Genomic DNA, 19,766 nt, shown 5'->3' on the forward strand with positions numbered 1-19,766 from the left:
AATGTTTAAAAAAACTGTTTTTTTAATTATCGGTCTTTTAATTACCGGATTGGTATCGGCACAGGATGCCGATCTGCAACGCAAATTTGATGAGTTGGCCAAGCAGAAAAAAGGACTGAATGAAGTGATGAAAATTGATGTCTCCGGATTGACATTACACGATTTTATCCTTTCCATTGCCGAACAACACCAATTAAATATAAGTGCTGAAAGCGATTTAACACAATCGGTGGTCAATAACTTTTTTGACGTAACGGTAAAAGATGTTTTGGTGTTCCTGGCACAAAAATACGATCTGGAATTTGGCTTTATGAGCAATATCATCACTGTTAAAAAAAGAAAAGAGGTGAAGATTGTCGAAAAGAAGCAAGCGAAAATAATTGACGTTAGTTATAATCCGCAAAACGATTTTCTATCGGTAAAACTGGAAAACGATTCACTTCCGGCTGTAGCTAAAGCAATTATCGATAAGTCGAGTAAGAATTTAATCCTCGCTCCGGATGTTAAAAATATGAAGGTGTCGTCGTATATCCTGAATCGTCCTTTTGATCAGGTTGTGGAAATGATGGCGAAATCAAATGATTTAATCGCGACCAAAGATGAAAACGGATTCTATTTTATTGAAAAAAACAGAGATATAGGCGGAGGTGCAATAGCGAACACGGTTACCGGAGGTAGTAGTAAAAGTAAACAGCCTAAAGCAGCAGTAGGCGTACCGGGTTATTATGAAATCGACTTAAATAAAGCGGGCTATTTGACGGTTAAAGCGTATGTGGCGGATGTTTCGGATCTGATTACCGAAGCTGCCGAAAAATTACATATTAACTACTTCATGTATAACAAACCGGAAAATGAAAAAACCAGTTTGGCCGCCGATAATATTACTTTCGATGACTTATTGGAACATGTTTTTAAAGGAAAAAAATACATCTACCGTAAACAGGATAACCTGTACTTTATCGGAGAACATGCCACTGAAGGATTACGGGCTACGGAGCTAATCGCATTGGAAAACCGTTCTATCGAATCGGTGTTGACTTCTTTGCCGAAAGTTTTTGCTGAAAAACTGGAGATCAAAGAGTTTGTAGAACTTAACGGACTTGTAGTGTCGGGATCGAAACCAACGATCGATGAACTTCGGGTCTATATGAAACAGATCGACAAAGTGGTGCCTTTGGTTCAGATCGAAGTGATCATCGCACAATATAATAAATCATACGACATCCAATCGGGAATTAAAGCAGGAATTGATAAAAGTAACATTCCGAAAACCGGCGGATCGTTGTATCCTTCGGCTGATATGACCCTAAACGGTTCTTCTGTAAACAGTTTGATTAATGCCTTTAACGGATTCGGACTTTTTAAATTAGGAAAAGTTACAGAGGCGTTTTATATGAATCTGAAATTACTGGAAAACAATTCGATCGTTAAGATTGAATCGACGCCAAAGATCGCGACAATTAGCGGTCACGAAGCGAAACTGGCAATCGGAGAAACCAGTTATTATTTTGAACAGAACAATCGATTGTTAACAAACAGTATCGGAAATGATATCCTGCAATCCGGAACATGGAAATCGACAGATGCCAACTTGAGCGTATCGATCAAACCATATGTTTCGACCGACGAAAATGTAACGCTTACCATTGCCGTAGAAAAAAGCTCATTCCTGGGAAGAGCCGGTGATACAGCACCTCCGGGGAAAGCAACTCAGAAATTTGAATCGTTGGTACGGGTAAAAAACAACGAAATGATTTTACTGGGTGGATTGGACGAATTGAAAAAAGAAAATTCAGGATCGGGAGTTCCGTTAATTTCCCGTATTCCCATTATAAAATGGTTTTTCAGTAGCCGTAAAAAAGCAAAGAACGATTCGAAACTGCATATTTTTATTAAACCTACTATTATTTACTAATGCTTGCATTACTATCTAAAATAATAAAGATCAATACGCTGACTATTGTCGGAGTTTCCAGAGCAGATCATGGAGATTCCTTTAACCTGCTTACGGTGAAAAGGAAAGGAAATAAGATCGATATTCTCGAAACGGCGACTTACGATTCGTATGAAGAACTGAAAAAAAAGATCGACATCAAGTTACCGGTAATTGTCGCTTTAGACGGTAAAGGGGTACTGAATAAAAAGATCGATTTTAATAATGAAGGCGATGTTAACTGGCAAAAAAATGTAGATTATAACTCGATTTATTTTACCGCTTATAAATCCGGAACTGCTAATTATATGAGTTTCTGCCGGAAAAATGCAGTGGATGAAGTCTTACAAAAATTTATAGGCGATAAATTTCAGGTTGTAGATGTATATATAGGCGCTTTCCTGACAGCTTTGTTGCAACCGGCTGTAAATGAAAAGAAAATCCTGTCGGGCGACCTGATGCTGGAGTTTGACGATGAAGGATTTACCGGTTTTACAAAACAGTTTGCAGAAATCCCGATGAAGCTGAAATATAAAATCGGAGACGATAGCATCAATAGCGATTTTATTCCGCTTTATGGCGTACTGGTTCATTTCTTCCTGCAACCGAAAGAGGTAACGAAAACGGAAAGCGGAATGCTGAACGTGGAGGAAATCATTTATAAAAAAGCATTTACCCTTTTCGGAACAATAATGTTGGTGGGCTTTTTACTGAGTCTTATGGCCAGTTATCTGCTAATACAATATTACGGAAGTAAGAACGCGGAACTGAATTTACAAAATGTGTATTCCAACCAGTCGTATCAGTTAATCCTGGAAATGGAAAAGCAAAAGGAACAAAAAGAAAATATCCTTAAGGAATCCGGCTTTTCGTCATCGAAATTTCTTACGTATTATTCGTATGAACTGATAAAAATGACACCGGGCGATATCCGGTTAAATGAAGTTAACATTGTGCCGTTAGCTAAAGAAGTAAAAGCGAATGAAAGAGTATTACTGGATCCGAAAACGATTCTGCTAAAAGGGGAAACGTATAATGAAACGTCTTTTAATAATTGGATGAGCAATTTGAAAACAATCAAATGGATTAAAAAATTTGAGATCAATGCGCTAAAAAAGGACAAAAAGAATAAATCCCAGTTTGAAGTAAAAATCACGATTAAAGATGTTTGAGAATTATTCCTATAAACAAAAATGTGGTGCGCTGCTTGTGGTTTTTGTCATGTTATTGGCGACTGCCTATAAGCGATCTTTTTCGTCGCTGTTTCAGGTGGTAAAAGAATATCGGGAACTTTCATCGCGTGTGGAAGACATCCGTAAAAAGACCAAAAATGCAGAAGAGCTCCGCAAAGAAATTGCCTATCTCGATATGGTATTGGGAAAAGAAGGGGTAACTAAAGAAATGGTGCAACAGGGAATGGTGAGCTTTGCAACCCGTTCGCAACCCGGAGTATCGATCCATGAATTGGCTCCGATACATAGTTTTTCGGATGAAAATTATACGATTTTTACCAATCAGCTGGATGTTGTAGGGAATACGAATCAGTTATTGCAAATGGCATACGATTTCGAAAAGCAATACGATTACTCCCGAATGGTGGGAATGAAGTTTTTTACAACACAGAAAAATAATAAAGAAGAAGTTTTACATTTAAAAATGATATTTCAAAACTATGAAAACAATAAATAAAATTGCCGTAATTCTGGTAGCGATTTTTATGTCTTCCTGTGAAGATATTTTGGAAAAAGATATCTCCAATAGCACGGTTCAGGCTACTTATCCGTTAAATTCGGCGGTGATTCAGAGTAATGTAGTGAACTTTCAATGGAATAAACTGGACGGCGCTAAAACCTATAGAATTCAGGTTTTTGATATGAGTCAGTCTCTGATTGCCGAAAAGGAAACGGAAGACAACCATGTTGAGCAGGAATTGCCATCCGGACAATACCAATGGCGTGTTCGGGCGGAAAACTATGCCTATCAGTCGCAATATACTTTCCCGATGTCTTTTACAACTCAGATCACGGAAGATCTAACAAATCAGCAAGTGGTTTTGTCTAGTCCGGAAAGTGATATTTATACGAATCAGATGACGTTGAACCTGAGTTGGCAGAGTTTACAGGCGGCGACTAACTATAGTGCGGAAGTAGTGAATACCAGTACAGGACAGTCGGTTTACAGCAATACGAACTTAACGGCTACAGCTATAACGTTGGATAATGTAGCGCTAAATGCAGATGGTGTTTATCAGTGGAAAGTTCAGGCAATAAACAGCAATAACAGCACACAAACACAATACAGTATCCGTAAGTTTTCGGTAGATCGTGTAAACCCGAATCAACCGCAAAATACAGCACCGGCTAATAATGCCACATTGAGCATTAATCAGCAGATTACCTTTTCATGGACAATTCCAACGGATTCCGGAACAGTACAATCGCCGATCAGTTATGTGTTACAGTTTGCCGATAATATTAACTTTACCAATGTGTCGCAACAGTTTGATGTGACAAACACGACTTTTCAACAGACTTTCTCAACAGCGGGAACGTATTACTGGAGAGTAAAAGCAAAAGACAAAGCGGGTAACGAAGGTGTGTATAGCGCTGGTTATAAATTTGTTTTAAACTAACTGAAATATGGCAAAGAAGAAAATAAATATTGTACTGATCCTTTTTGTTTTAGGGCTTTGGGGAACCGTAGCCTATAAAGCTTTGTCGCAATATTTTTTTTCTGAGGAAATAAAGGCAACAACAGCAACAACGGAGTATAACTTTAGCGATAAAAAAGTCGAAAGAGATACATTCCGACTCGAAAAAATCGGTCGGGATCCCTTTTTAAATAAAGCGCTGGTTCGCGCCGAAAAGAGTAATACCGGTGGTGGCACCGGAGTTGCTACGGTAAGAAGAAGCATTCCGGTAAAAACAACCGTTGCCGAAAAACCGAAAGAAATAAAAAACTGGCCAGTGATTGGTTATTATGGCTATATAAAATCGGGCGATAAAAACGAGTTGGTTATGCTCAAGGTCGGAAACAGTATTCATCGTGTCCGGAAAGGACAGGAAGTCGACGGATTAGTACTGAATAAGGTTTTTAAAGACTCTGTTGAGGTAAGCTTTAATAAAGAAAAGAAAATAATACGAAAAGGATAAACCTGTAAAAAGAAAAGCACCAACTATAATTGGTGCTTTTCTTATATAGTAATGATGCGATCAGGCCGGTTTATATTTAAAAGAATTTAAATATAAAGGCATGACACGATGTGATAGGAAATGTAAAAGGTATTAAAAAGATACTGTAAGTAAAAGATTACCAGTTAACAAATATAAACTGGTTATGCCACGGCAATTTGATCATACTGATTCCCCAGGATAACTTATCCAATAAAATATCCTGTGTTTTGCGTTCAATTGTGAGCGTCTGATTGTCAGCTAACACTAATTTTCCCGGACGCTGAAAGAATTCATGCTGTAATAAGCTTACAGAACTTGTTTTCATTGCACTCCAGTTTTGTTGTACGGCTTTAATTACTTTAGCGGCTTCCGATTTTTGCTTCCGCGTAAGCTTAATATGCCGGTTAATGCTTTGATTAAAAGGAATATTGCATAAGAATTTTTCAAACAACATACCGCTTTCCGGCTGATTCGTCTTTCCGGTAGCAATATAGTGCAACAAATGGACACCGGTTTCCGGATCGGTAAGCTTATTCGTTACCGGATCAACTAAATTACAATGCTTAAACAGATTGTACATAAATGGCTGAATAATAACAAGCCCTGCATTTTCCACTTGATAACCGTTAACCTCATCATCGGTTAGGGTTTCATCTTGCAAGTTGTCACCGAAGTCAACTTCACTTTCACTTGTTATTTTTGCTTCGTTTTCGAATTTGGATTCGGTTCCTGATTTCGTTTCAGTTTCAGCTCCTTTCTGTACTGCTTTTTGAATTGCATCAGGCGAATTTTTTTTGTTGATTCCCACTGTTTTGTCGGTATCCGTATCATGTTGATTCCGGAGTGTAACGAAACGAGCTGTTTCTCTTTCTTTTATAAAAGGGAAAACCGCTGTTATAGCTTGCCAGATCTGTTCTTCGGCAACTTCATTTTCTGCTGCTTGAAGCAATGGAATTATTTTAACCGACTGTTGTACAATATAATTTTGAAGGACATCATTAGAATGATCAAAAGATTGTATTAAAACACTTAGAATCAAAGACCATATCGCTTTTCTATCCGTTAAAGATTGCTGTACTACTTTTTTGATTATAGGATTTTTTAATACAATATTGAAATCCTTCGTTTTGATAATGACCCGGCATATTTGTTCAATCTGCGTGTCGGTTAGCTGATTAATAATGCGTTCCCTTACTTTCGGATTTCGCAGGCTGAAAGCCATCTTAGCGGTAAAAGCTTTCGTTAATACCATTTTTTTAAACGAATCCGGTTCAAAAATAGAAACTTTGTTTTCACTGGAATTCCACCAGGGCATATAACCCTTTTCTATAAAGTGAATAAAAGAAAGCAATAACTTTTCTTCTTCACTCAGCAGACTGATTGTTGTTTGTTCATCAGTGTTTGTATCGTCGGCATTACCGGTATTCGTAACCTGTTTTGATCCTTCTATTATTTTTTCAGACAATTCTTCCCGTAAAGCGGTTATAATATTGCTTTCCAGTTCCGCATTTAAATCCGTTCCGGTTTGATTAATCTCTAGTGATAATCGGGAAATCTGTAGGGTATGAGCCTTTAGTTTGGCCTGGGCTTTATTAAAGTGCTTTTCAAGTTTCGGAAAAACATCCATAGTCAGAAAGCTGCTGATATTGTCCTTTATCTCGTATGCTTTTTTCCGGTTATTAACCGAAACTTCAATAACAACTTTATGAATAATATGGTTTTGTTCCACAATAAGTATGATTTAGGAATAAGCGACTGTTATACTTCAAATTCCCCGCCCCAAAAACCAGCCGGACAACTACTGTATTTTGATTTCTGTTTGGCACTTAGTCGGCATCCGCAGCCTCTTATAAAGCCGTCTTTTGGCATTTTGGAAACTTCCAGTGTCAACGGATCAATCCATCGTTGGGTATCACAACTATTACCGTTTTTTAACGGACAGGCATTGCAGATCGTCTCTCTCTTTGAAAAAATGTACTCATCGCCTTCATCTGCCAATCCGACTTTAGAGCGAAATTCATTAAAATGACCATTCGCAATCTCATTACGCTTGTTAAAAAGATTCTTTAAATTCATCTTGATTAGTATTAAAATTAGATGGTCAAAATTACTGGAAGTGGTCTCACGGAACGAGTTATTGCCCCTCTGTATTCAGTCTTTGCAGTAGAATGCAATTTTTAAAAAATAAGATTTTACGTATAAAATACTCTGCTGTTATCGGTCATTACTGGGAATGATACAACGCGTAATCTTGTTTTTTCGGACCTCAAAAATTGATGGCATGATTCCATTTTGCTAAAAGTAAAATCCTATGTAAATAAGTTAGATAATTCGTTTCCGATTCCAATCCGTTTTTGCTTCCGGGACTTTCTTTTTTTTATAAAAAAAGAAGCTTTTAAAAACGCATTTGGAATCGGGTTAGTTTAGGAATCATCCGATACACCCGTGGTGTCTTTTCAAAAAGCGATACAATTTTACTTTATACACGTGTTTTTAAGTTGCACGTTGTCAGTGTTTTATGAGTTTGTTTTTTTTGACTTTTTATCATGTGTTTTTTTAGGACTTACTGCAAAGACAGTTTTGAGAGGGCAAAATATTCGTTTTTTCGGAAGGTGTGATTGTATGTTTGCATCGTGATAATCAACAATAGGAAATTATGATTTATAAAGTATTAAAAGCGCTAAGCGATGGACTAAATGCAGATCTGAATCCTCCGGGTGTCCAGTATCCGGTGGATGTCGTAATTGATAATATCTCAAAAGATGATAACGATGCAACGGCTATCAGTAATAAGCTAGTCATCACATTATTAAGTACAGAAGAAGAGGCGGCATTAAAAAATACGTCAAGGTATGAGCCTATTTATCCGGTGGGATCCTCCGTGCCTCAAGGATATAAGAAAAAAAATCCGGCGGCATATCTGAACCTGTATGTCATGATTACGGCAAACAGAGATAGCTATGAGATCGCACTTGAAAACATTTCTAAGGCTATTGAATCCCTGAACACACGAAAAACATTTATTGATGAACAACAGGGTTTTCAGGTAAGATTACAATTACATCCGCTTCCTTTTGATCAGTTAAGCTATGTATGGGGATTACTAGGTGGTAAAGTAATTCCGTCGGCTTTATACAAAGTGAGCGTAGTGAAAATTCAAAAATCAGGAACTACACTTCCGGAATTGATCAAGGAAATCGATATCCTAAGAAAAGAAAAAAAAATCTAAGAAAATTATTATTAATCTAAATTTTTAAAACATGTCAGAATTTAAAACTCCAGGCGTTTTTATAGAGGAAATCCCAAAACTTCCACCTTCAGTAGCTCAGGTGGAAACGGCAATCCCGTCATTTATCGGGTATACTCAAAAAGCACTTGAAAAAGAAAAAAACTTACGTCTGGTACCAAAAAAGATTAACTCTTTGATGGACTATGAAACGTATTTTGGAAAAGCGAAACAAGAAAGTATCGTATTAAAAGATACACTAGACAAAGGATTAACAATTGTAAAACCGACTGTAGAATTCTTAATGTACTATTCTGTACAAATGTATTTTGCAAATGGTGGCGGACCTTGTTATATCGTTTCTGTAGGTGACTACTCAAACGGTGTAAGTAAAGCAGCATTAAAAGATGGTCTTGATGCAACGGCTACGGAAGAAGAATCTACAATTATTGTTTTCCCGGACGCAGTATCATTAACAACTCAGGAAGAATTTTATGCCTTGTATCAGGATGCATTAATTCAGGCTGATGCGTTAAAAAACAGATTCTTAATCATGGATACGTATCTGGGAGAATCAAAGCATGAAGATACTATTGAAGACAATGAAAAGGTAAATACAATCCAATACCTTAGAAAAAGAATTGCATCTACCATGCATGCAGCGGCTTACTTCCCGCATTTAAAAACCGTATTGAATTACGACTTTAATGACGATTTTGCAATTGCGCATACCGGATTACAGGTAACTGGCGGTCCGAATCCGTTTGCTGGTGCAATCGCAGATTTAGCGGCATTAAAAGGATTATCGGATGCTGAATTATTAGAAACAACCCCAGATAAAAAAGTGTTTATCGACATTCTGGAAAGCGCTATTGCTTTGATTGAAGAGGTAAATGTAACTGCGGATGTTAAAATTGACTTGGCTCCTGCTAATGCTTATTTACTGCTTTTAAAAGGAACAACATTAACGGTCTTTACAGGAATCACACCGGTTTTAAGTACACTGGTTACTAAATTAGGTACTACGGAAGATAAAAAAGGAGATGCTGACGGATTAAAACTGAAAGATTTGAAATTCTCGAATTCAGTATTATACAATCAGATCAAAAAAGTAATCAGTGAGTTAAACGTAGTATTGCCTCCGTCTTCTACAATGGCTGGAGTTTATGCTAAAGTTGACGGTACCAGAGGGGTATGGAAATCACCGGCTAATCTGGGCCTTAATTATGTAATCGCTCCGACTGAAAAAATTTCAGACAAAGAACAGGAAGGAATGAACGTACATGAAAAAGGTAAATCGGTAAATGCGATCCGTAATTTCACAGGTAAAGGTACATTGGTTTGGGGAGCAAGAACATTCGATTCTGAAAGTACAGAATGGAAATATATCTCTGTTCGTCGTCTTTTTGATATGGTTGAAAAATCGATTGAAAATGCAACACAGCGATTTGTTTTTGAAACAAACGATGCCAATACCTGGGTAAAAGTGAAAGCGATGATCGAAAACTATCTGAATCAGTTATGGATGAGCGGTGCTTTAGCAGGAACTACTCCGGAGCAGGCTTATTACGTGATTGTTGGTAAAGAAACGACATCACCTCAGGAAATCGTGGAAGGTAGAATGAATGTACAAATCGGTATGGCAGCAGTACGCCCTGCAGAATTTATCGTGTTGAATTTTTCACACAAATTACAAGAAGCATAATAAATAGATAACAATTAAATACAAAAATTATGAATGAATATCCATTAGCTAAGTTCTCCTTTGAAGTTGATTGGGGTGGAACTAAATTAGGTTTCACGGAAGTTACCGGCTTAGGTATTGAGACAGAAACGGCTGAATACAGACACGGTGCCAGTCCGGATTTTAGTAAAATCAAATTACCGGGACTTAGAAAATTCTCTAACATTACATTAAAACGTGGATCTTTCAAAGGTGATAATGAGTATTTCGACTGGATCAATACTGTTAATTTAAATACAGTAGAACGTCGTACCATCACAATTTCACTTTTAGACGAAACCGGATCTCCGGCGATCACATGGAAAGTGAAAAATGCATTCCCGGTTAAAGTACAGTCTACAGACCTTAAAGCGGATGCAAGTGAAGTAGCGATTGAAACGTTAGAGATCGCTCACGAAGGTTTAACAATCGAAAACAATTAATAAATAACTTTTAAATTAAAAACAGATGAATTACAAAACACCAGGGGTTTACGTAGAGGAAATTTCGAAATTCCCGCCATCAGTAGCACAAGTAGAAACAGCGATTCCGGCTTTTATCGGATATACAGAAAAAGGAACGTTAGATGAACCGACAAGAATCGCTTCTTTAATGGAGTATGAAGCACTTTTCGGTGGAGCTGATTTTGAAGGTGCACACTCTATTACAGACAAACCATTCACAATCGATATCCTTGACGACGTAGCGACAGCAACTTTAAATGCAGCTAATTTAGGTAAGTTTAAAATGTATTACGCAATGCAAATGTACTTCGCTAATGGCGGTGGTCCTTGTTATATCGTTGCTGTAAATCATTATAAAACGGGAGCAGCTTTAAATGCAGTGGATTTCGATAAGTTAAACGCAGGATTAAACTTGTTAGAAAAAGAAGACGAACCTACATTAATCGTTTACCCGGATGCAGAAGGTTTAACAGTATCGCAGGCACACAGTTTATATGTGAAACTCAATAAACCAGCAGAAATTAGGAGAACGTTTGTAATTATGGACTCAATCGGTGGTGTGCTGCTTTCAGACACGTGTTGAAGCAAACATGATGAAATCATGGTAGCGGCTAACCCATAAGTTGACAACGGTTTTAAGTACAACTATAAACGATGCGATGTTAAAATACCAGACAACAAAAAAAAAGATCTGAACAAATTACGGTTGCAGTTGTGGGAGCTCCGGCGGATCTTGTTGCTTTAAAAGAAGCAAACTCTGCAATTTACAACCAGGCTAAAAAAGAAATATTTCTAAGGTAGAGTTAATTCAGCCGTCTTGACAATGGGAGTTTATGCTAAAGTTGTTGTATTCACAGTGCGAGAGTTTGGCACGCAGGTAATTACGGAGTTAACTGATTGTAGTAGAGACCGGTGAAAAATTTTCACAAAGTTAGAAGGTTATAACGTAGATGTTGTAGCTGGAAAATCAATCAACGCTATCCGTACATTCACAGGTAGAGGTACTTTAGTTTGGGGGGCAAGAACATTAGACGGAAACAGCAACGAATGGAGATATATTTCAGTACGTCGTTTCTTTAACATGGTTGAAGAATCAGTTAAAAAAGCAACGGAAAGATTTGTATTTGATTCTAATGATGCTAGAACATGGGTACGTGTAAAAGCAATGATCGAAAACTTCCTTAACCAACAATGGATGAGCGGTGCATTAGCAGGAAGTACTCCGGAACAAGCTTATTATGTAAGCGTTGGTTTAAACGAAACAATGTCTGCTCAGGATATTTTAGAAGGTAGAATGATTATCGAAATCGGTATGGCTGCTGTTCGTCCTGCGGAATTTATCGTATTACGTTTTTCACACAAATTACAAGAAGCATAATAAATAGATAACAATTAAATATAAAAAAATATGAATGAATATCCATTAGCTAAGTTCTCCTTTGAAGTTGATTGGGGAGGAACTAAATTAGGTTTCACGGAAGTTACCGGTTTAGGTATTGAGACAGAAACGGCTGAATACAGACATGGTGCCAGCCCGGATTTTAGTAAAATCAAATTACCGGGACTTAGAAAATTCTCGAACATCACATTAAAACGTGGATCTTTCAAAGGTGATAACGAGTATTTCGACTGGATCAATACCGTTACCTTAAATACAGTAGAACGTCGTACTATCACAATTTCACTTTTAGACGAAACCGGATCGCCGGCAATCACATGGAAAGTGAAAAATGCATTCCCGGTTAAAGTACAGTCTACAGACCTTAAAGCGGATGCAAGTGAAGTAGCGATTGAAACATTAGAGATCGCTCACGAAGGTTTAACTATTGAAAATAACTAATCATGGCTGTGTTATATCCTCCAACGAGTTTTTCGTTTATCGTAAACGGAATCTCAACAACAGAGGGTATTGACTCCAGATTTCAATCTGTATCCGGATTATCTACAGAAATTGGAACTGAAGAGTATGCAGAAGGAGGAGAGAACCGATTTGTTCATCAACTTCCGCTGCGTCCAAAATATCCTAGTTTAGTTTTAAAGCGTGGACTGATAGTAAACTCCGGGTTAATACAGTGGTGTAGAAACGCCATGGAACGATTTGACTTCGAACCCAGAGATCTAATCGTAACGCTTTCAGGAGGCGTAGGCTCAACAGCTCCATTAATGGTTTGGAATATTGTAGGAGCTTATCCGGTAAAATGGGATGTGTCTGAATTTAATGCCGAAGAAAGTAAGCTGGCTATTGAAACGATAGAACTGAAATACAGATATTACACAATACCTTCAGCAAGCGGCCTGAGCTTGTAATTTGAATATCAAAACTAAACACATAAAGTGTATTAGTTCAAGATAAAATCTTAGCTAAATCTTTTTTGAAAAAAAGACGACAGTTTGGTTAATACAACCAACCTGAACGGACGCTTTATGTGTTTAGTTTTTTAATAAATAACGCTTTAAAGTGCTTATTGTTAGTGTTTAAAGTGTTTACTAATCAATTAAAAGCAAACGAAATGCCAATAGAAATAAAAGAACTCCATATTAAAATTAATGTGGATGAAAACACATCCGGAACAAATGCCGCAGCTGTCGATCCGGGACAAATTATGCGGGCAATAAGTGAAAGTGTAGAGCAAATAGTAAATATTGAACAACGTAAAAAAGAAAGATAATGGGAGGATCAATTCAAAAATTAACTATTGGAACTTACAAGGATTCAAACTACGATAGAAGAATCGAAGCAGGAGCTTTTAAAGCTTTTATCAATCCCACGAGTTTCTCCATGACGTATAAGTCGGAGTTTACTTCTGATCAACCGGAAGGCGCTTCTAAAGCGAATTTAAATTACTCCAAGACACTTCCGTCGGATTTACAATTAGAGTTTCTCTTTGACGGAACCGGTGTAACGGAAGCAAATTCAGGAAATAAATTGCTGAATACGATAGCTCAAAAATTGGGAAAAAAAGATGCTTTTGTGAAAACGGCAGTAAAAGATCAGATAAAAGCATTTTATGAAGCTACCGGTGAACTTAGCGGACCAATCCACAAACCGTATAACGTCATTCTGAATTGGGGTGATTTTGAATTTCAGGGAATTCTGTCGGAGTTTACAATTGAATACAAATTGTTTAACAACGAAGGAAGACCTTTAAGAGCCATCGGAAAAGCAAAATTCAGAGAATCCATCAGCCCGGAACTTGCGGCTAAAATCGAAAATAAAAACTCTCCGGATCTTACGCACAAGAGAATGGTGAAAAAAGGCGATACACTGCCTTTGATGACAGAACGTATTTACGGAGATACTAAATATTATTTGGAAGTAGCCAAAGTAAACGGTCTGATCAATTTCAGACAATTAACGGCCGGAACAGAATTACAATTCCCTCCCTTAGATAAACAAGTATAAGATGAATAATAGCGGCTACATACAAACAGCAAAAACTCCCGATCTGGTAACTTTTAAAGTAATGTCCGGAGATACGGAATTGCCGGCTAAATACGGCGTAAAAAGCATTGTGGTTGAGAAAGAAGTAAACAGAATTCCGTATGCCCGCATTGTCATTTTAGACGGAAGTGCAGCGGATCAGGACTTTAAATTAAGTAGTGAAAATCTGTTAATTCCGGGAAAAGAGATTGAAATCACTGCCGGATATCACTCACATGAAAAAACCATTTTTAAAGGGGTTGTGGTTAAACACAATTTAAAAGTTAAAAACGGTTCGTCATTTCTGATTGTAGAATGTAAAGACAAGGCGGTTAAAATGACCTTGGGCAGAAAAAGCAAATATTTCTACGAAAGTAAAGACAGTGACATCATCGAAGAGCTCATCGGAAATGGCGGTGTTACGGCTGATGTGGAAGCAACGGCAAATACACACAAGGAATTAATACAATATCGTGCTTCTGACTGGGATTTTATGGTTGCCAGAGCACAAGCTAACGGTAAACTGTGCTTTGTAGATGACGGAACGGTTAAAGTTGCCAAACCGAAAATTAGCGGTGATGCGGTAGAAACAGTGGTTTACGGTTCCTCTATTCATGAGTTTGAAGGAGAAATAGATGCCCGGGATCAGTTTAGTAAAATTACAGCGACTTCATGGAGCTACACCGACCAGGAACTTGTAGAAGCGGAAGCTCAGGATCCGGCCATTGCACTTAACGGTAATCTTTCACCAGGTGATCTTGCAGCCGTTTTCGGTGTCGAAGACCTGCAATTTAAACACGGAGGAAACCTGACACAGGAAGAACTACAGGACTGGAGTGATGCAAGAGCGACTTTTCAACAATTGGCTAAAACGCGCGGAAGAGTACAATTCCAGGGAATTTCGGAGGTAAAACCAGGTGTTTTACTAAAACTGGAAGGATTAGGAAGCCGATTTAACGGAAAAATATATGTGACCGGAGTACGCCATGAAATTGCAGGCGGAAACTGGTTGGTGAATGCACAGTTTGGTTTAACGCCAACATGGTTCTCTGAAACGTATGATATAAGTGACATGCCGGGATCCGGAATAATCCCGTCCATTAGTGGTCTGCATGTAGGTGTGGTGACGCAATTAGAATCGGATCCGGACGGAGAAGATCGAATTCTGGTACAAATTCCAATCATTAACAGTGAAGAAGAAGGAATCTGGGCACGGGTAGCAACACTCGATGCCGGAGAAAACAGAGGTTCATTCTTCAGACCGGAAATCGGAGATGAGGTTATCATCGGATTCATTAATGATGATCCGAACGATGCGGTGGTTCTGGGAATGTTACACAGTAGTACCAAACCGGCTCCTATAACTGCAACCGATGACAATCATGAAAAAGGATTTGTAACCCGAAGTGAAATGAAAATGATCTTCAACGATGATAAGATTTCATACACATTGGAAACACCGGCCGGTAAAAAAGTGATTTTAGATGAAGATGCCGACATCATAAAAATTGAAGATGAACATTCCAACGTGTTGACGTTTAAGAGTGACGGTATCACAATGGAAAGTGCAGGAGATATCAAAATAAAAGCTTCCGGTGATGTGAAAATCGAAGGAACTAATATAAACCTGAAAGCCAGCGCACAGTTTAAAGCGGAAGGTAGTTCCGGTTCAGAAGTTTCATCAGGAGCAGTAACCGTAATCAAAGGATCGCAGGTTAAAATCAATTAGAAAAATCAACGACGATCGCTATGAGAAAAATAAGTAAGCCGGAGCAAATGAAGCGAAGCGAAATCGTAAGATCAAAATAAAAACAACAAATAGCTATATATGAAACCAGCAGCAAGAATCACAGACATGCATACCTGCCCGATGGTTACCGGAAACGTACCTCATGTGGGCGGACCTATATTACCCGCCGGTGAACCAACCGTATTAATTGGCGGTATGCCCGCAGCAAGAGCAGGTGACAAGGCAATCTGTACTGGTCCTCCGGATACTATCGCGGCAGGATCATCGACTGTAATGATAGGTGGAAAACCGGCAGCCAGACAAGGGGATAGCACAGCACATGGTGGTGTCATTTCAGCCGGTTGTCCTACCGTTTTAATTGGTGGATAAGCTACAACGATATTTAAACTCAGTAAAGGTTGGGTCACAATATGCCACCGGGCCTGAATAACTGAAACATCCATAACCACACTGCGGTAATGATAAGACATAAATATTACCGGTATGAACTATTACAATAAAAAAATATAAAGAGCAGTATGAAAATAAATACAGATTTTTTAGGAATAGGTTGGAGCTTTCCGCCTGAGTTTAATAAGACTGAAGGAAATGTAACGATGACTACAGATGTTGAAGATATCAATAACAGTCTCATCATTCTTTTGTCAACACGCCCGGGAGAACGCGTTATGTTTCCCAACTACGGCTGTGATTTGCAGGAAATGCTTTTTAACCCTTTAGAATTAACGCTGATCACACAAATGAAAGGTATCATCGAAAGAGCCATCTTATACCATGAGCCGAGAATCAACCTTCTCAATATTGAGATTGATACCACAGACGAACTGGAAGGACAGATCCTGATACATATAGATTACGAAGTAAGAAATACCAATACAAGAAGCAATATTGTTTTTCCTTTCTATAAAGGAGAAGCCATAGAAATCTAATCGACTTGAAAGTACTGTGACCCAATTTGATTTGCCGGAATAGTTTACATCAAGTATTGCATCTGACCACAGAAAATTAAATATAAACAAATGAAAAAAATAGATACATTTTCGCATTATCGTGAAGGAAAATCACAAATGCAACGCTTTTTAACAGAACTAAATCCTGGTAATCTTGAATTGCACGATTTTGATTTGTTTGATTGGCTACTATTTGCAAACAATTTTGCCAATCATGTAAATTATTTTGGTAAAGATGATGCAACAACACCTGCCGGAACTTGGGAAGGCTTTTTTTTAGGTGCTGATGATTATACCATTCCACGTAGGGAAAGTGTTGCTTATAAGAGCTTGAAAAAAGAGGTGACAGAGCTCGTTGCTCAATTCGAGAAAGACGGTAGTCTGACGCCTCACCTGACTTTATTTATCTGCTTTATTAAGTTGATGGACTTCTCGAAAAAGGCATTCAATAATCTTACCCAAAGACATTTGGATTTCTATTACAAGGAAATTCTAAAGATCGACAAACAAGATGCCCAATCGGATAAAGTTTATGTGATTTTTGAATTAGCCAAAAAAGCAATCCAGGAAAGAGTACCGGAAGGCACATTACTCGATGCAAAAAAAGATGCAACGGGTAAAAAACGTGTGTTTAAAACAGATAAAGAACTTATTGCCAGTCAGGCAAAAGTGGTTGAACTAAAAAGCTTTTTAAACGATACAACAAAAAAAGAATTAAAAATGGCCCGTGTGGCCAATACATTAGACGGATTAACCGAAAAATTACCGGAACAAGGCAACTACTGGTGGCCTTTCGGATACAATTCGAACGAATCCAAACCTCAAAAATCCGATTTTAAAGAGCTTGAAAACGCAAAGCTCGGTTTCGCAATCGCTTCTTCATTATTCAATTTAAAAGAAGGTGAGCGTACGGTAACCGTAACGATTAGCTTTGAGGAAAACGGAACGTCAAAATTAGCTGAAATGCGAATTGGAGACATCGAAAATAACCTTAAACTACTTTGTAGCGGTGAAAAGGAATGGATGTCCGGTGCAGCTTTAAAATGCCTTAAAAACGACAGCAAAATGCTTCAGTTGGCTTTTACGCTTGGAAAAGAATTCCCTGCGGTAGTGAACTATAATAAAGAAGCATTAGGCGGAACTTTTCAAACTGATTTGGCTGTCGTGCGATTTGTTGTCGAAGGAAGCAAATATTACAGCCTTTATGAAGCATTGGCAGAGAAAGAAATTAAAAATGTAAATGTAACGGTTGATGTAAAAGGAGTAAAATCCGTTTTAATTGAAAACGATAATAGCACATTAAATCCGGAAAAAGATTATTTCCCGTTTACAGGTCAACCGGTAACAGGATCTAATCTTTATATCAAATATCCGGAGATGTTTGCTAAAAAATGGCAAAAAGCAGCAGTAACAATCAACTGGAAAAATACTCCGGATTCGATAAAGGATCTTTATAAAGGATACATCCTTAAACCGAATCAGGAAATTACGAAAGCAACTTTTGATGCGGCAAAGAATAACGCCTCTATTGTTGATAAAGACAGCTATTTTAAAGCGAATGCTTCCCTTTTAGAAAGAGAAGTGTGGTCTGTAAAAGCAACAAATATTGAACTGTTCCAAAAGAAAGGAACCGGTTATCAGACTAATTTCTCAGTAAATAATGCAAGTAGTACCAGAGGTGCTTCAGAAGCTATTCGTTTAACATTAAACCAATCGGCTTTACAGGATGTGTATCCGAAACTATATACATTGGCATTAACAAGCGGAGAAAGAAGTGTTGTAATTCCGAATGAACCGTACATCCCGTTGGCAGCTGATATCGAATTAAGTTATACAGCTTCGGAAAGTGTTTATACTATTGTGAGTTTGGCTCGCGACAGTAAACCGGTAAAAAGTGACGGTGTTAAACTATTTTATGAAGATGCTTTCGGTCAGTTTGAAAAAGACGCAACAATCAAAAATCTTGTTCCTGTTCATAAGGCAGGAGGCGAATTATATATCGGTTTAGATGCCAATCCTGGTGAAACGGTTTCATTATTAATCCAGACTTTGGAAGGAAGTGAAAATGCTTTAGCAGATACATTTCAGGAAAATGAAAACATCGAATGGGATTACCTTTCTAATAACGAATGGTTAAGTCTTAAAAAATATATTCTGATCAATGAAACAAAACGATTTCTTGAGTCCGGTATCCTGCAATTTAAGGTGCCTAAAGATATCATCACAAACAATACCCGATTTACAGAGAAGGTAGTATGGATCAGAGCAAAAACAAAGACAAGTTATGATGCGGTGTGTAAAATTCAGGGAATTTATACACAGGCGGTTCTGGCAACTTTCCAAAACCAGGATAATGACTTGTCACATCTGGAAAACGGATTGGAAGCAGGAACCATCTCGAAACTGATTACCCGGGTGCCGCAAATTAAATCGGTTAGCCAGCCGTATAATGCTTTCGACGGAAAATACAAAGAAGCTGATGAAGCTTTCTACAGACGTGTAAGTGAACGTTTAAGACATAAAAACAGAGCCATCACACAGTGGGATTACGAACAACTTATTTTACAGGAATTCCCTAATGTATTTATGGCAAAATGTCTGAATCATACCTCAGAAAAATCATTTATGGCTCCGGGACATGTTACGATAGTAGTCGTGCCGAATACAAAAAATAAAAATGCATTTGATGTCTATCAGCCGCGTGTAAGCCGTGCCAGCCTGAACAAAATTCAGAACTATGTTAACGGATTAAATACAATGCAGGTAAAGGCACAGGTTATCAACCCGAATTATCAGGAAGCAACTATAAAAGCGAGCGTACGATTCTTTGACAAGTATGATGAAGCATTTTATAGTAAGCAATTGGATGAAGATATCAAAAAATATATATCCCCCTGGGCTTTCGGAGATTCTGATGTAGTCTCTTTTAATGTGAAACTAAATGTGAACCAGCTTGTTAATTATTTGGAACAGCTTTATTATGTTGATTATATCGACGAATTACAAGTGTCTGTCAACAATATACCACAGACAAAATACTTAATTGAGGTAGATCCAAAATCCATATTAGTGTCAGCAAAACAACATGTTATCACTATTGCAGAACAGGTATGTATTTAAACAAAA

Annotated in this window: 20 protein-coding genes; 18 read left to right on the forward strand and 2 right to left on the reverse strand. The window is 37.9% G+C overall.

Features of this window, described 5'->3' with window-relative positions:
* The first annotated feature begins 1 nt into the window (after position 1).
* Genes NOX80_RS04735 through NOX80_RS04755 form a run of 5 tightly spaced genes read left to right on the forward strand, consistent with a single transcriptional unit; the run spans position 2 to position 5,085 of the window.
* The gene (locus NOX80_RS04735; protein ID WP_256552172.1) at positions 2–1,915 is read left to right on the forward strand and encodes a type II secretion system protein GspD; all 1,914 of its coding nucleotides are present in this window, start codon (positions 2–4) and stop codon (positions 1,913–1,915) included.
* Entirely contained in the window at positions 1,915–3,105 is a 1,191-nt protein-coding gene (locus NOX80_RS04740) for a PilN domain-containing protein (RefSeq protein ID WP_256552173.1), read from the forward strand. The genes NOX80_RS04735 and NOX80_RS04740 overlap by 1 nt, the downstream gene beginning before the upstream one ends.
* Entirely contained in the window at positions 3,098–3,622 is a 525-nt protein-coding gene (locus NOX80_RS04745; RefSeq protein ID WP_256552174.1) for a hypothetical protein, read from the forward strand. The genes NOX80_RS04740 and NOX80_RS04745 overlap by 8 nt, the downstream gene beginning before the upstream one ends.
* A complete protein-coding gene (locus tag NOX80_RS04750) occupies positions 3,606–4,565 on the forward strand; it encodes a hypothetical protein (protein WP_256552175.1) in 960 nt (319 codons plus the stop codon). The genes NOX80_RS04745 and NOX80_RS04750 overlap by 17 nt, the downstream gene beginning before the upstream one ends.
* 7 nt (positions 4,566–4,572) lie before the next feature.
* A complete protein-coding gene (locus tag NOX80_RS04755; RefSeq protein ID WP_256552176.1) occupies positions 4,573–5,085 on the forward strand; it encodes a hypothetical protein in 513 nt (170 codons plus the stop codon).
* 157 nt (positions 5,086–5,242) lie between these two features.
* Here the strand turns inward: NOX80_RS04755 and NOX80_RS04760 are convergent, their stop codons facing one another.
* Both NOX80_RS04760 and NOX80_RS04765 read right to left on the reverse strand, forming a co-directional pair.
* On the reverse strand, positions 5,243–6,835 hold the full coding sequence (locus NOX80_RS04760; RefSeq protein ID WP_256552177.1) for a contractile injection system tape measure protein: 1,593 nt from the start codon (positions 6,833–6,835) through the stop codon (positions 5,243–5,245).
* Positions 6,836–6,864: 29 nt separating this feature from the next.
* Positions 6,865–7,182, reverse strand: a complete 318-nt coding sequence (locus tag NOX80_RS04765; protein ID WP_256552178.1) for a hypothetical protein — start codon at positions 7,180–7,182, stop codon at positions 6,865–6,867.
* A 580-nt stretch (positions 7,183–7,762) separates the two neighbouring features.
* Here NOX80_RS04765 and NOX80_RS04770 point away from each other — a divergent pair.
* From NOX80_RS04770 to NOX80_RS04830, 13 genes are all read left to right on the forward strand, one after another.
* Complete coding sequence (locus tag NOX80_RS04770) at positions 7,763–8,335, forward strand: DUF4255 domain-containing protein (protein WP_256552179.1); 573 nt, start codon at positions 7,763–7,765, stop codon at positions 8,333–8,335.
* A 31-nt stretch (positions 8,336–8,366) separates the two neighbouring features.
* Positions 8,367–10,037, forward strand: a complete 1,671-nt coding sequence (locus NOX80_RS04775) for a phage tail sheath family protein (RefSeq protein ID WP_256552180.1) — start codon at positions 8,367–8,369, stop codon at positions 10,035–10,037.
* A gap of 29 nt (positions 10,038–10,066) precedes the next feature.
* Positions 10,067–10,498, forward strand: a complete 432-nt coding sequence (locus NOX80_RS04780) for a phage tail protein (protein ID WP_256552181.1) — start codon at positions 10,067–10,069, stop codon at positions 10,496–10,498.
* Between the two features lie 25 nt (positions 10,499–10,523).
* Positions 10,524–11,102 (forward strand): hypothetical protein, encoded by a 579-nt coding sequence (locus tag NOX80_RS04785; RefSeq protein ID WP_256552182.1) that lies wholly within the window; start codon positions 10,524–10,526, stop codon positions 11,100–11,102.
* A gap of 396 nt (positions 11,103–11,498) precedes the next feature.
* Positions 11,499–11,897, forward strand: a complete 399-nt coding sequence (locus tag NOX80_RS04790) for a phage tail sheath C-terminal domain-containing protein (RefSeq protein WP_256552982.1) — start codon at positions 11,499–11,501, stop codon at positions 11,895–11,897.
* A 30-nt stretch (positions 11,898–11,927) separates the two neighbouring features.
* Positions 11,928–12,359, forward strand: a complete 432-nt coding sequence (locus NOX80_RS04795; protein WP_256552183.1) for a phage tail protein — start codon at positions 11,928–11,930, stop codon at positions 12,357–12,359.
* A gap of 2 nt (positions 12,360–12,361) precedes the next feature.
* On the forward strand, positions 12,362–12,826 hold the full coding sequence (locus NOX80_RS04800; protein ID WP_256552184.1) for a phage tail protein: 465 nt from the start codon (positions 12,362–12,364) through the stop codon (positions 12,824–12,826).
* Between the two features lie 203 nt (positions 12,827–13,029).
* Positions 13,030–13,188, forward strand: coding sequence for a DUF5908 family protein (locus NOX80_RS04805; RefSeq protein ID WP_256552185.1), 159 nt, complete (start codon positions 13,030–13,032; stop codon positions 13,186–13,188).
* Positions 13,188–13,922, forward strand: a complete 735-nt coding sequence (locus NOX80_RS04810) for a CIS tube protein (RefSeq protein ID WP_256552186.1) — start codon at positions 13,188–13,190, stop codon at positions 13,920–13,922. The genes NOX80_RS04805 and NOX80_RS04810 overlap by 1 nt, the downstream gene beginning before the upstream one ends.
* A gap of 1 nt (position 13,923) precedes the next feature.
* Positions 13,924–15,669, forward strand: a complete 1,746-nt coding sequence (gene vgrG / locus NOX80_RS04815; protein WP_256552187.1) for a type VI secretion system tip protein VgrG — start codon at positions 13,924–13,926, stop codon at positions 15,667–15,669.
* Between the two features lie 99 nt (positions 15,670–15,768).
* Positions 15,769–16,059 (forward strand): PAAR domain-containing protein, encoded by a 291-nt coding sequence (locus NOX80_RS04820; RefSeq protein ID WP_256552188.1) that lies wholly within the window; start codon positions 15,769–15,771, stop codon positions 16,057–16,059.
* A 149-nt stretch (positions 16,060–16,208) separates the two neighbouring features.
* Complete coding sequence (locus NOX80_RS04825; protein WP_256552189.1) at positions 16,209–16,619, forward strand: GPW/gp25 family protein; 411 nt, start codon at positions 16,209–16,211, stop codon at positions 16,617–16,619.
* A gap of 90 nt (positions 16,620–16,709) precedes the next feature.
* Complete coding sequence (locus tag NOX80_RS04830; RefSeq protein WP_256552190.1) at positions 16,710–19,760, forward strand: baseplate J/gp47 family protein; 3,051 nt, start codon at positions 16,710–16,712, stop codon at positions 19,758–19,760.
* The last annotated feature ends 6 nt before the right edge of the window (positions 19,761–19,766 follow it).

Origin of the sequence: Flavobacterium cerinum (assembly GCF_024496085.1) — a bacterium.
Lineage (GTDB): Bacteria > Bacteroidota > Bacteroidia > Flavobacteriales > Flavobacteriaceae > Flavobacterium > Flavobacterium cerinum_A.

Excerpts from the sequence above, each read along its gene's own strand:
- NOX80_RS04735 (WP_256552172.1), top strand. The coding sequence starts at position 2 with ATGTTTAAAAAAACTGTTTTTTTAATTATCGGTCTTTTAATTACCGGA.
- NOX80_RS04740 (WP_256552173.1), top strand. The coding sequence starts at position 1,915 with ATGCTTGCATTACTATCTAAAATAATAAAGATCAATACGCTGACTATT.
- NOX80_RS04745 (WP_256552174.1), top strand. The coding sequence starts at position 3,098 with ATGTTTGAGAATTATTCCTATAAACAAAAATGTGGTGCGCTGCTTGTG.
- NOX80_RS04750 (WP_256552175.1), top strand. The coding sequence starts at position 3,606 with ATGAAAACAATAAATAAAATTGCCGTAATTCTGGTAGCGATTTTTATG.
- NOX80_RS04755 (WP_256552176.1), top strand. The coding sequence starts at position 4,573 with ATGGCAAAGAAGAAAATAAATATTGTACTGATCCTTTTTGTTTTAGGG.
- NOX80_RS04765 (WP_256552178.1), bottom strand. The coding sequence starts at position 7,182 with ATGAATTTAAAGAATCTTTTTAACAAGCGTAATGAGATTGCGAATGGT.
- NOX80_RS04770 (WP_256552179.1), top strand. The coding sequence starts at position 7,763 with ATGATTTATAAAGTATTAAAAGCGCTAAGCGATGGACTAAATGCAGAT.
- NOX80_RS04775 (WP_256552180.1), top strand. The coding sequence starts at position 8,367 with ATGTCAGAATTTAAAACTCCAGGCGTTTTTATAGAGGAAATCCCAAAA.
- NOX80_RS04780 (WP_256552181.1), top strand. The coding sequence starts at position 10,067 with ATGAATGAATATCCATTAGCTAAGTTCTCCTTTGAAGTTGATTGGGGT.
- NOX80_RS04785 (WP_256552182.1), top strand. The coding sequence starts at position 10,524 with ATGAATTACAAAACACCAGGGGTTTACGTAGAGGAAATTTCGAAATTC.
- NOX80_RS04795 (WP_256552183.1), top strand. The coding sequence starts at position 11,928 with ATGAATGAATATCCATTAGCTAAGTTCTCCTTTGAAGTTGATTGGGGA.
- NOX80_RS04800 (WP_256552184.1), top strand. The coding sequence starts at position 12,362 with ATGGCTGTGTTATATCCTCCAACGAGTTTTTCGTTTATCGTAAACGGA.
- NOX80_RS04805 (WP_256552185.1), top strand. The coding sequence starts at position 13,030 with ATGCCAATAGAAATAAAAGAACTCCATATTAAAATTAATGTGGATGAA.
- NOX80_RS04810 (WP_256552186.1), top strand. The coding sequence starts at position 13,188 with ATGGGAGGATCAATTCAAAAATTAACTATTGGAACTTACAAGGATTCA.
- vgrG (WP_256552187.1), top strand. The coding sequence starts at position 13,924 with ATGAATAATAGCGGCTACATACAAACAGCAAAAACTCCCGATCTGGTA.
- NOX80_RS04820 (WP_256552188.1), top strand. The coding sequence starts at position 15,769 with ATGAAACCAGCAGCAAGAATCACAGACATGCATACCTGCCCGATGGTT.
- NOX80_RS04825 (WP_256552189.1), top strand. The coding sequence starts at position 16,209 with ATGAAAATAAATACAGATTTTTTAGGAATAGGTTGGAGCTTTCCGCCT.
- NOX80_RS04830 (WP_256552190.1), top strand. The coding sequence starts at position 16,710 with ATGAAAAAAATAGATACATTTTCGCATTATCGTGAAGGAAAATCACAA.